Genomic DNA, 13,017 nt, shown 5'->3' with positions numbered 1-13,017 from the left:
TAATATGACGTTATATAATCTTATAAATTATCATGTGAGGCAATGAATTTATCTCTTTTAGGATCTAGTATCCATAATTCCCCAGAGCTAATATCGAACCAAGCGCCGTGTATATATAGTATTTTTTGTTTTTCTAAAGTATTAATCCAAGGAAATTTTCTTAGGTTATTTATGGAGTTGCGTATTGAAAGTTGTTCTAGGATAGTTTGTTTTTTATAAATACTATCCTCAGCTATCCCTTGAGCTATAGGCCTTATAACATCCATCCATTTTCCGATAAAATCTCCAGGAGAAAGTGGCTTTTTTATAGGGTCTAAGATTGATTTTATCCCTCCGCAATTAGCATGCCCCATAACCACTATATGATTTATATTGAGACCTTGAACTGCAAATTCAATTGCAGCAGATGTTGCATGGTGTTTACCATCTGGTTCATATGGTGGAATAATGTTGGCAACGTTCCTTACCACAAATAATTCTCCTGGCTTTGCATTGAATATTGTCTCGGGTGCAACACGTGAATCAGAACAAGATATAATCATTGTTTTAGGATTTTGCTGATTAGCAAGTTCTTGGAATAATTTTCTATCATAATTATCTGCAATGAAATTACGATGACTTCTAAGTAATGTTATTGGAAAATCAGACATTAATCTATCCTTTGCAATTATTTTTATAAAGATTAATTAGCACTTCATATAGTTTTATTCTATAAATTTGATAGTTGAATATATATAAAAAATCATATTACAATGGTTATTATCTATTTTAGATACATTTTTTAAATATGCTAATATATATGCTGCATGATAGTATCATCCTTGGTATTTTTTATTATTTTTTTAAGATATTATTGCCAGTGATTTGTTATAAAAACTACTATAATTATGATACTTTGACCATGATATATAAAAATGATTTTTTTAAAGGGGAAAACAGTGATTTCTAGAGATTTAAAACGGGATAAAATCATTGACAAAATCAATGATGAGATAGCTGTTTTAGGACTTCCGGCTTTAAGTCCTTTTGCATTGTTTGGTAAAGCAAGTCTTGATGATCTTGAAAAATATACCCCTCTAATGTTAGCTTTAGTCGCCGTTTCTTCACAAGAGATTTTTTTGAAACTAAATCATTCTAGTGAATATATAGATATAAGAGAGATAGAGGGAGTTAATCCTAGTGGGATACCTACAACCATTTTAACATTTGTAATGGATAATATTCCCTTTCTATATCAATCCATCGTTGGGGATATATTGGCAAGTCGTAAACATATTCTCATGGCTATCCATCCCATTTTTGTAAAAGATGAAAATTCTGATTTAAAATTATACGATCCTGATAATGCTGATCTAATTCAACAACAAATAAGTTTAATACAGATTCATATTTCGAAGATTTCGCAAACTGAGATAGAAGAACTTAAAAGAGGTTTAGTTTTTGTCACTGAACAGCTTAAATTAGTTTCGCAAGATTCTAAAGATATGATTTCTTATATTAATAAAGTACAAAACTCTTTTGCTGAATTAATAAGGATTAGTAATAAAAACAAGATCATCATGATTGAGGCGATGAACTTCCTTAAATGGTTAAAAGATGATAATTTCAAGTTGCTTGGGATGCGTTATTATTCTCTTATTAGCGATGGGGAAAAATTAAAATTAGATCATATTAACGAATCTGGATTGGGAATTTTAAGGAATTCTGATGTGTTAGTTTTGAGAAATGATCAGGAAAAAACGCTTATAACACCAGAAGTTCGTGATTTTTTAGAAGGTCCAGATTGTTTAATTGTTACTAAATCTAATATTATGTCTGTTGTATATCGTCGGGCATATATGGATTACATAGGCATTAAATGTTTTGATGAAGATGGTAATTTAACTGGTGAATTGCGTGTTGTTGGATTATTTACTCATTTAGCATATTCACAAAGTGCCTATAAGATCCCTTTATTACGTGAAAAAATTATTAAAGTTCAGAATTTGCTTAAGTTTGATTATAATAGTCATTCAAGGCGTATGTTACAGAACACATTGGAGTTTTATCCTAGGGATGAATTTTTCCAAATTGATCCAATGCTTCTAGCTTCTTTTTGTGAGCAAATAATTGATATTTTAGATAGACCGCGTATACGAGTGCTTCCAAGGATAGATAGGTTTAATCGTTTTGTCTCATTGCTTGTATATATACCGCGTGAGAATTTTGATTCTTCTATTCGCGTAAAAATTGGGAATTATTTATCAGAAGTTTATGAAGGTCATGTATCTGCTTTTTACTCCAGCTTTCTAGAAGAAGGATTGGTAAGAATACATTTTGTTATAGGTCGTACAGGAGGTAAAACTCCGCAGCCATCTCAGACTTCTCTTGAAGAAGGTGTGCGTTCTATAGTATCCAGATGGGAAGAAAAATTTAGTAAATTAGCAGGAGAGAAGGCTCCTATCTTCGTATTCCCTCAAATTTTTCAAGATTTGTTTTCTCCAGAGAAAGCTGTTGATGATTTGCATTATCTTATAAATTGTGCCGAGGGAAGGGAAAAACTTTGCATAGATTTTTCTTGCAGGGAAGGCAATAGCATTCAAATTAAGATTTTTCATGCAAATGAGCATTTCCCCCTATCAAAACGTGTTCCACTTCTTGAAAATTTGGGTTTTACTGTTATTAGCGAAGATACCTTTGAAATTAAAATGATAGCAGATGATGGAGAACATCTTGTTGTTTTATATCAGATGGAGTTGAAGCCAGCTAATACTCTTCGTGTTGATTTTATCAATCATATAGATGCTCTTATAGAGGCTTTCAAGTATATTTTCCAGTCTAGGGTAGATAATGATTCTTTCAATAATTTGATACTTTCAACTAATTTAAGGGTATATGAGATCGGTGTTTTACGTGCATATGCTAGATATTTACGCCAGGCATCTGTTACATGGTCACAAGATTTTATTGCGCAGATTTTGAGTAAGAATCCTTTAATCAGCAGTTTGCTATTTGAGCTTTTTAAAAATCGTTTTGATCCTATTTTGTCGGAAGAGATGAGAGAAAAACTTACTCAAAATAGTTTGCAAGGAATAGAAAACGCTCTTTTAAATGTTTCTAGTTTAGACGATGATACTGTATTGCGTTGTTATGTTAATTTAATCATGGCTACTTTGAGGACTAATTATTTTCAAAAACATCAATATGATTTTGCCCTAGTATTTAAGTTTGATTCTTCTAAAATAAATAACTTAGATGCTACGAAACTCCATCGGGAGATTTTTGTATATGGGGTTGAGGTTGAGGGAGTGCATTTACGATTTGGTAGAATAGCTAGGGGTGGTTTGCGTTGGTCTGATAGAGCAGAGGATTATCGTACAGAAGTGCTTGGATTGGTTAGAGCACAGAAAGTTAAGAATTCGGTTATTGTTCCTGTTGGCGCCAAAGGAGGTTTTTATCCTAGGAGATTGCCGATTGATGGTAATCGAGATGAGATTATTAGGTTAGGACGTGAGGCATATAAAACATATATTCGTGCGTTATTATCTATTACAGATAATTTTGCAGGAAAGGAAATAATTCATCCTGCGAATACAGTTTGCTTGGATGAGGATGACCCTTACTTTGTAGTCGCCGCAGATAAAGGTACAGCAACTTTTTCTGATACAGCAAATAGCATAGCTCGAGAATCAAAATTTTGGCTAGATGATGCCTTCGCTTCTGGTGGATCTATGGGGTATGATCACAAAAAAATGGCAATTACTGCACGTGGTGCTTGGGAAGCTGTTAAGAGACATTTTCGTGAAATTGATATTGATATTCAATCCATGCCTTTTACTGTGGCAGGAGTTGGTGATATGTCTGGAGATGTATTTGGAAACGGTATGCTATTATCTAAGAAGATTAAGCTTGTTGCTGCCTTTGATCATAGAGACATATTTATAGATCCAGATCCAGATATGGATACAACCTTTAATGAGCGTAAAAGGCTTTTTCATTCTCCATCTTCAAGTTGGCAGGATTTTAATCGTGATGTGTTATCCAAAGGTGGTATGATTATTTCACGAAAATTGAAATCAGTAAAACTTACTCCAGAATCGGCGGCTATAATTAATCTTTCGAAGGTTTCTGTTACTCCTTCTGAAATTATTTCAGCAATTTTAAGTTCTCCTGTAGATCTTTTATGGTTTGGTGGCATTGGTACTTATATTAGCGCCCCTAAAGAGAATGATGCTGATATAGGAGATAGGACAAATAATTTAGTTCGTATAACTGCTGATAAAGTGAGGGCAAAGGTTATAGGTGAAGGTGCTAATCTTGGAGTTACTCAGAGGGCTCGTATTGTTTATGCATTAAATGGCGGTCGTATTAACTCCGATGCAATTGATAACTCAGGTGGGGTTAACTGTTCAGATTTAGAAGTTAATATAAAAATAGCATTAGCTTCAGCAATGAGTCATGGCAAATTAACTTTAGAAGATAGAAACCAACTTTTGGTTTCAATGACTTCTGAAGTTATAGATCTTGTTTTGCGTAATAATTATCTACAATCCTTAGCTATTTCCTTGGAGTATCGTAAGGGAATGTCTATGATGTGGAATTATTCACAACTGATGACTGTTCTAGAGAAAGAAGGTTCTTTGGATCGAGAAGTAGAGCATTTGCCTGATTTTGCTTCTTTTGAAAAGCGTAATTGCGATGAAATACCTCTTTCTCGTCCAGAAATAGGTGTTTTACTCTCGTATGCTAAGCTTAATTTATCAGAACAATTATTAAAAAATAATTTAATAGATGATCCTTGGTTTTCCGCTTGTTTGGTTAGTTATTTTCCCCAAGAGCTAGGTCAATTATATCTCGAAGATGTTATGAGTCATCAGTTGCGTAGAGAGATAATTGCCACAGTTTTAGCTAATAAAATTATTAATCATGGAGGCTCATGTTTTGTTATAAGTTTAGCAAAAGAAACCGGTTGTTCAATTGAAAACGTAGTTCGTTCTGCTGTAATAGCATATTATGGTTATGGATTAGAATCAATTTGGAGAGAAGTAGATATACTTGATAATAAGATTAGTGGAGAACTTCAGAATAAAATATATGAAGAGATTAGATTGATTTTAATCAATATTACACGTCTTCTGATAAAAAATGGTACATTTTACGGAGATATGGAAAATTCAGTCAGACGTCTTCAAACTGCATTTGATCATCTAAATAATTTTTTACAGGGAAATATACCTATAGAGTGGAAAGATCGTTTCAATAGCAGGGTTATGCATTTAACTAAAAGTTATTTTCCTCATGATATTGCTGAAAAGATTGTCCGTATGCAATTTTTGATGGTAGTTCCTGATTTAATTGATATATCGGAAACATGTGATACTGGATTATTATTAGTTTTGGATATGTGGTCTGCTATTTCAGAGGGGCTAGGGGTTGATAGATTATTGTCAGTTGCCAATAATATTGTTGTAGATGATCATTATGATAATGTTGCACTTTCAGCTGGTTTAGATTGGATGTATTCCGCTCGACGTGAAATGATCGCTAAGGCGATTACTGCTGGGGTATCTGTTTCTGATATTATGCAGAATGATAAATTGCAAGTAGTTAAAAATCAAGTTTTCGATATTCTTGATTCAGAAGAATTAACTGTCGCTCATATAACAGTTGCAACCCATCTGTTATCAGGATTTCTATTAAATATTTGATGTGTTAACAGTGATATATAAATGTCTATAATTTGTATTGCTGTATTATTTTTTATAATAAAGAAGGTTATTTGAATTATATATTAATATCTTAAATAGGTGGTAAAAACTTGAATAAGAACTTTTTAATATATGATTATGAAACGTTTGGTAACAGTCCGTCTTTAGATCGGCCATCACAATTTGCTGCTATTATAGTTGATAATCAATTTGAAAAAATAGAAGATAGCAAAGTTTTTTTTTGTAAGCCGGCTGATGATTATATTCCTGATCCAGATTCAGTACTGATAACAGGTATTACGCCACAGCAAGCATTACGTGAGGGCCTTATAGAATCTGAATTTGCTCGGCATATTCATGAATTTTTCAGCAAACACAATACCTGCATTGTTGGCTATAATAATATAAGATTTGATGATGAATATAGTCGAAATATTTTCTATCGCAATTTTTATGATCCCTATAGTTGGTCCTGGAAGAATGCAAACTCTCGTTGGGATTTATTAAATGTTGTTCGAGCTTGCTATGCATTTCGTCCACATGGTATTAATTGGCCTATTATGGATGATGGATTGCCTAGTTTTAAGCTTGAAGACATGCTTATTTATAATGGTTTTAAATTTAAAGCTCATGATGCAGAGATGGATGTTCGTGGAACTCTTGAGATAGCTAGATTAGTTCGTAGGGCGCAACCAAAATTATTTGATTATTTTTATAATTATCGTAATAAAGATTGTTTAAGGAGATTGATTAATATAGATAATATGGATCCATTATTACATGTTTCAGGCATGTTTGGAGCTTATCGCGCTAACACTGCTATGATTGCTCCTATAGCTTGGCATCCTATTTATAATGATTATGTTATCGTATGTGATTTAAGCGGTGATATGCAGGTATTTCGAGATTTAGATAGCTATGAGTTACGTGCACGTTTATATACTTCTCGTGATGAATTGAATGGGGCTTCTGCTATACCATTGAAGTTAGTTCATCTTAATAAATGTCCGATTATTGCACCTATTACAGTTATTGATCCATCAAAAAATGCTAAGCAAGTTAGAATTGATAAAAAGAGATGTTTAGATAACTTGAAGTTATTATGTGAGCAAAGTGATCTTAGAGAAAAAGTAATTTCAATATATGATAATACCAATCCTTTTCTTCCTTTAGAAGACGTTGATACTCAATTATATGATGGTTTTTTCTGTGATCATGATCGCAAGATGATGGATATAATAATTTCTACTGAGCCGGAAAAATTTTTTACGTTGGACATTAAATTTATTGATAAGAGATTGAACCCATTGTTTTTTAGATATAGGGCGCGCAATTTCCCTCATACCTTAGATAATAAAGAAAAAGATATTTGGATGAAGCACATTAAAAATCGTTTTACTCAACCTTTTATTGATAAATATGTACGTAAATTGATAAATCTATATTTAACTCATAAAGATGATGAAAATAAAAGAAAATTGATTATAGAATTATTTGATTATCTAAAACAAATTATGCCTAAGGATGTTAAAATTCCTGTTTTTGATCTTTCTAATAACTACCTATCCAACAGTATACAGAAAAATTATAATAATTAATACAGTATATTAATTTAAAAGACTAAATGTTTCGATAAACATCGAATCAGTTATTTATGCATCAAAATTATAAGATATAAAATTAAATTTTACTTAGATATCATTTTGAGGTGATCGTTTATCTTATTACTATTTATTATGTTATTGGATAGATTACATCATTTTTGATATTTAATTAGCATAATATTATATTTTTATATATTAAATCAAATAAAGTGCTTGATTATTTTATTTAATCAACATATCTCCTTTATCGGAGAGGTGGCCGAGTGGTTGAAGGCGCGCCCCTGCTAAGGGTGTATATGGAAATCATATCGAGGGTTCGAATCCCTTCCTCTCCGCCATTATCAGGTAAAATAAATAATTTGCATATAATACCAAATTCTAACTATTAATGATCAATTGCTTATGAAATGCGTAGACTTACCTTTTTTATATGTTTTACTATGAACTATTTTCATTTTCTTTTCATGTAATTAACAGATTATTTGATATATTTTTTTCTTATTAAGCCTTATTAAGCCTTATTAAGGCGGCCAATCTAATAATTCATGATTTTACTTTTTTAAATACTGATAATTTATTATCAGCGATCATACTTATTTTTTTGACTATTATTAGCTGCTTGCAGATGTGGATAAGTGCCATATCTTAAGAAATTATTGAGGAATTTATAAGTCTTTTAACAATGCCTGATTTGTTACTTGATGATTTATATTTATACTATCAAAAACTACTGCAGACAGTAGACACGTTTATATATAGTTGCAATTAATTAATTTTTAGTATTAATCCATTGTTTTATTATAGTGATATTCTTTTTAAAAAAAGTCTTTCAGTAATAATTGCATTATCGATAATAAGTAGTTATTGGCAATGGTCTTCTTTAAATATCAGATAAATAAAATATAGTCGTAAAATGCAGTATATGCACTATTTATTAACTATTAATGGGACGCATTATTAATTAAATTTAACTCACTTTTCATAATGCAAGGCTAAGAAGTGAAAAATTTTAAAAAATACATTTATCCGTCATAATTATATTAAAAGATATTGGATTTAGTTCATTTTTATCTTTAAAATTAGGTAATATCAATTTTATCGATAATTTCATCTTCAATTTCAAAATTGTAATATACATTTTGTACATCATCATCATCTTCAAGATTATCAATCATTTTGATAATTGATCTAGCCGAGCCTTCATTAGATATTTTTATCAGATTTTTTGGTTTCCATATTACTTTCACGCTGTTTGCTTCGCCGAGATGTTTTTCTAATATTTTATATGCTTGGCTTATATTTTCGAAATCGCAGTAAAAGATTAAATCTTTATCTTTAGCAAAAAAATCATTGGCACCAGCATCAATGGCAGCTTCCATTGCTACTTCAGCATCTTCAGTTTTTTCATGGTAAGTAATTTCTCCTATTTGTTCAAAGAAATGAGAAGTTGATCCTGTTTCTCCAAGAGATCCGTTTGCTTTGGTAAAAATAGAACGTATATTAGAAGCAGTACGATTGCGATTATCGGTTAATGTTTCAATTATTATAGCAACTCCTCCAGGACCATATCCTTCATATCGAATGTTAATATAATTCCCCAAGTCATTGCTGCTAGATTTTTTGATAGCGCGTTCGATATTGTCTTTTGGCATAGACTGGTTTTTAGCATTTTGAATAGCTACTCGTAGACGCGGATTTTCCAGTTGATCTGGTCCAGATAATTTAGCTGAAATTGTTATTTCACGAGATAGTTTAGAGAAAATTTTTGATTTCATAGCATCTTTTCTTTCTTTGCGATGCATAATATTTTTAAATTGTGAATGTCCAGCCATGTTATATTCTCTTTTCCTATATGTGATTTCTGATTATTAATATGCTATATTGCATGCTGAATTTGTTTTTAAATTAGTTCCAAAAGTCAGGAATTGTTTCCTTAATATTAGGGCCTATCCTAATAGGAGCTATCTTTTCAGTTAATCCGTTTTTATCTGAAATTTCGGCGCATATCCCACATAATGTTGCTTCCCCTTCTGCAACAGCAAAACGATTTTTGGGGATTTTTGTAATACAGCGATTTATGGGTTCTTCTTTATCTATCCCAATTGATGAATTATAATCTCCACACATTCCGATATCAGATATATAACCAGTGCCTCCATAAAGAATACGGGCATCCGCAGTAGGAATATGAGTATGTGTTCCAACTACAATGCTAGCACGATTATCTACAAAATGTGCAAAACATTGTTTTTCACTGGTGGTTTCTGCATGAAAGTCGAAGACTATGACATCTGCTTGTTCCTTTAAAATACAAGTTTCCAAAATTTTATTAGATACCATAAACGGATTATCTAGTATTGGGTTCATGAAAACTTGTCCCATAATATTTGCAACCAAAACATTTGATCCGTTTTTTGCTTTATAAAGACCATATCCGTTTCCATGTGTTCCGGTAGGATAATTTGCAGGTCGTAGGAAATTATGATATCGTTGAGAAAATATAAGTGCTTCTCGTTTATCCCATACATGGTTCCCTGTTGTTACTACATCAACTCCGACATCAATTATATCAAGAAATATTTTCTCAGTTATGCCAAATCCGCTAGCACTATTTTCTCCATTTGCTATTACAAAATCGAGTTTAAATTCTCGAATAAGATTAGGTAGTTTTTCGTATACAACTGATCTTCCTGTTTTACCAACTATATCACCAAGGAATAAAAGTCTCATATTTCCCCTATATATTATTGTTAAATTGACAAAATCTACTTTCAGTGAGAATTGCATGCATTCGAATATCATTGGGTTCAGCTTGAATATATGATGTTTCCTGAATGTCAAATGCAATACCCACAATATAAGGATTATTCCCTTTAAGTCGAGCATTAGCTATTGCAAAATCATAATTTCCTTTGCCGTATCCTATGCGATTTCCGACAGAATCGAAAGCAATAAGTGGAATAAGGATAATATCAGGATCAATTTCTGGGGAATTTATTGTAGGAGATAGAATATTAAACCTTGATTTTACAAGATTTTTTTTGTTTGTATATTGGCGAAAAATCATTTTATCTTCTTTAAAAGATGGCATGCAAAATGAACATCTTTTTTTTTTAAGCTTTTGAACAAGAATATTTACATTTACTTCGGATTTAATGGGATAAAAAGTTGCTATTTTCATTCCTGGCTTTATAGAAATTTTTTTTTCTCCTAGAATTGCTAAAGCAACGCTTTTACTGTGACGATATTTGAGAGATAAAAGATCACGTAATACGGATTTTTGTTTACGTAATAGATGTTTCTTTTCTCTCCTATTCATCTATAATCCTTTGTTCTATTCTACATAACTTTTATTAGTATAAATAAAAAAGCTATGATTGTTTTAAAACATGTTTTTATATTTAAAATACCCATTAATTATACGTTAATTAATCAATATTTTAAATGTATAGTTTAGTATAAGTTGTTTATTTATTGTTTTTTCTTTTTTCAATTAATTTATAGTGCTCTTATTGAGCAAATAATTTTATTAGTTTATTGTGATGTTATCATTTAACATTGATCATCAAATGGTAATTGCATTATCTATATTATTTAGCCATACTTTTGGAATATTTTATTATGGTTTTGTTTTCTAGAATGTTTCTGTGATTATTGGAGAGATATTTAAAGTAAATAGGTGCAGTTTTTGAGGGAAATATGTGATACATATGGATTCGAATTATAAATATAAAAAAATGGCAAATGCTATAAGATTTTTATCGATAGATGCTATAGAAAATGCCAATTCTGGTCATCCTGGATTGCCTATGGGAATGGCAGATGTAGTAACTGTACTTTTTTCACAGTTCATGGTTTTTGATCCCGAATATCCGTTATGGCCTAATCGTGACCGTTTTGTTTTATCAGCGGGGCATGGTTCTATGCTATACTATTCGTTATTATATCTTCTGGGATATAGGGATATAACAATTGACGATATAAAACTATTTCGAACAATTGGCTCAAAAACAGCAGGTCATCCGGAATATGGATGTATATCTGGGATCGAAGCAACTACTGGCCCTCTAGGACAGGGAATAGCTAATGCTGTTGGAATGGCTATTGCTGAGCGTAAATTGCGAGATGAATTTGGCGATTCATTGATCAATCATCATACATATGTGTTAGTTGGTGATGGTTGCTTGATGGAAGGTATTAGCCAAGAAGCTATTTCTTTATCAGGTCATCTAGGTCTTAATAAATTGATTGTGCTTTGGGATAATAATGGAATTTCAATAGATGGCTCTATTTCCTTGTCTGATTCAACTGATCAACATGCTCGTTTTCGTGCTTCTGGATGGAATACATTATCTGTTGATGGTCATGATCATGATGCTATCGCATCTGCTTTGCTTGAAGCAAAAACTTCAGATAAGCCTACAATGATTGCCTGTAAGACTATTATTGGTTTTGGATCTCCGAAAAAATCAGGGACCAATAAAGTCCATGGCTCTGCCTTAGGAAGAGATGAAGTAGCTGCTGTTCGTAAAGAATTGGATTGGGATGCAGATCCTTTTTATATCCCTGATGAAATAATGAAAGAATGGCGTTTAATTGGATATAATCTGTCTCAAATAAGAAAAAATTGGCAAGAATATTTTGATTCTATTAATAGCAATGTTCGTGAGGAGTTTCTACGTCGATTTTCAGGGAAATTACCTAAAAATTTTGATGAAGTTATGTTAAAACATAAGAAAGATATTTGGCGGTCTAAACCTGAATTAGCTACTAGGAATTCTTCTGAAATGGTTTTAGATGTTATTAATGACTGTATTCCCGAAGTAATAGGAGGATCAGCGGATCTAACATCTTCTAATTGTACTAAGCCTAGTCAAATGAATTCTGTTTATGCAGGTGATTTTTCAGGTCGCTATTTGCATTATGGCGTTCGTGAACATGCTATGTCTGCTGCCATTAATGGTATTGCCTTGCATGGAGGATTCATCCCATATTCTGGCACTTTTTTGGTGTTTTCTGATTATAGTCGGCCGTCTATTAGATTGGCGTCTTTGATGAAGATAGGGGTTATTCATGTTTTGACTCACGACTCTATAGGAGTAGGTGAAGATGGCCCAACACATCAACCTGTTGAGCATATGGCAGCATTGAGAGCTATCCCTAATCTTCTAGTGTTTAGGCCAGCAGATTCAATAGAAACTTTGGAATGTTGGCAGATAGCTATTAAAGAAAGACAGCGTCCATCTGTGTTATCTTTGAGCAGACAAAAACTTCCTTTCCTTTGTTCTGAATTTAAAGAGGATAATCTTTGTTCTTTAGGGGCTTATGATTTTATTTCTTGTAGTAATCCTCAGGTTACTATTTTTGCTTCTGGTTCTGAATTAAAGATTGCAGTTGATGCGTGCAATATTTTAACTGCTAGGAATATTTCTACGCGTGTGGTTTCAGTTCCTTGTTTTGAGTTGTTTTTCGAGCAGACTATTTTATATCGTAGACAAATTATAGGTTCATCTCCTATAAATATTGCGGTTGAAGCAGGTATACGTCAAGGTTGGGATTCTTTAATAGGATCTGATGGGGAATTTATTGGTATGAAAGGCTTTGGTATGTCTGGTTCCTGTGACCTTCTTTACCGTCATTTTAATATAGATTCTGATGCTATAGTATCTGTTGTTGAGAGAAGATTATCGGCTTAATATGCTGCTTATATTGATGATTTTTTAATT

At 32.1% G+C, this 13,017-nt stretch carries 7 protein-coding genes and 1 tRNA gene; 4 read left to right on the top strand and 4 right to left on the bottom strand.

The window, feature by feature from the left end:
* Positions 1 to 20: 20 nt before the first annotated feature.
* Entirely contained in the window at positions 21 to 650 is a 630-nt protein-coding gene (locus tag LAM_RS00145; protein WP_007556646.1) for a carbonic anhydrase, read from the bottom strand.
* A 288-nt stretch (positions 651 to 938) separates the two neighbouring features.
* On the opposite strand from LAM_RS00145, the gene LAM_RS00140 reads away from it, so the two are divergent.
* The 3 genes from LAM_RS00140 to LAM_RS00130 all read left to right on the top strand — a co-directional run bounded on the left by LAM_RS00140 (position 939) and on the right by LAM_RS00130 (position 7,629).
* Complete coding sequence (locus LAM_RS00140; RefSeq protein ID WP_007556644.1) at positions 939 to 5,687, top strand: NAD-glutamate dehydrogenase; 4,749 nt, start codon at positions 939 to 941, stop codon at positions 5,685 to 5,687.
* A gap of 110 nt (positions 5,688 to 5,797) precedes the next feature.
* Positions 5,798 to 7,285: an exodeoxyribonuclease I gene (gene sbcB / locus LAM_RS00135; protein ID WP_007556643.1), complete on the top strand. Its 1,488-nt coding sequence runs from the start codon at positions 5,798 to 5,800 to the stop codon at positions 7,283 to 7,285.
* 255 nt (positions 7,286 to 7,540) lie between these two features.
* A tRNA-Ser gene (locus tag LAM_RS00130) sits at positions 7,541 to 7,629 on the top strand.
* 741 nt (positions 7,630 to 8,370) lie between these two features.
* Here LAM_RS00130 and LAM_RS00125 read toward each other — a convergent pair.
* The 3 genes from LAM_RS00125 to LAM_RS00115 form a co-directional block, all read right to left on the bottom strand.
* Positions 8,371 to 9,123, bottom strand: coding sequence for a YebC/PmpR family DNA-binding transcriptional regulator (locus LAM_RS00125; RefSeq protein ID WP_007556642.1), 753 nt, complete (start codon positions 9,121 to 9,123; stop codon positions 8,371 to 8,373).
* Between the two features lie 73 nt (positions 9,124 to 9,196).
* Positions 9,197 to 10,021 carry a TIGR00282 family metallophosphoesterase gene (locus LAM_RS00120; protein ID WP_007556641.1) on the bottom strand — a complete coding sequence of 275 codons (825 nt, stop codon included), beginning with the start codon at positions 10,019 to 10,021 and terminating at the stop codon, positions 9,197 to 9,199.
* Positions 10,022 to 10,028: 7 nt separating this feature from the next.
* The gene (locus tag LAM_RS00115) at positions 10,029 to 10,610 is read right to left on the bottom strand and encodes a 5-formyltetrahydrofolate cyclo-ligase (RefSeq protein ID WP_007556640.1); all 582 of its coding nucleotides are present in this window, start codon (positions 10,608 to 10,610) and stop codon (positions 10,029 to 10,031) included.
* Positions 10,611 to 11,001: 391 nt separating this feature from the next.
* Here LAM_RS00115 and tkt point away from each other — a divergent pair, with 391 nt between their 5' ends.
* The gene (gene tkt, locus LAM_RS00110) at positions 11,002 to 12,987 is read left to right on the top strand and encodes a transketolase (RefSeq protein WP_007556639.1); all 1,986 of its coding nucleotides are present in this window, start codon (positions 11,002 to 11,004) and stop codon (positions 12,985 to 12,987) included.
* The last annotated feature ends 30 nt before the right edge of the window (positions 12,988 to 13,017 follow it).

The organism is Candidatus Liberibacter americanus str. Sao Paulo, assembly GCF_000496595.1.
GTDB lineage: Bacteria > Pseudomonadota > Alphaproteobacteria > Rhizobiales > Rhizobiaceae > Liberibacter > Liberibacter americanus.
This window is presented reverse-complemented; position numbering and strand designations above follow the sequence as displayed.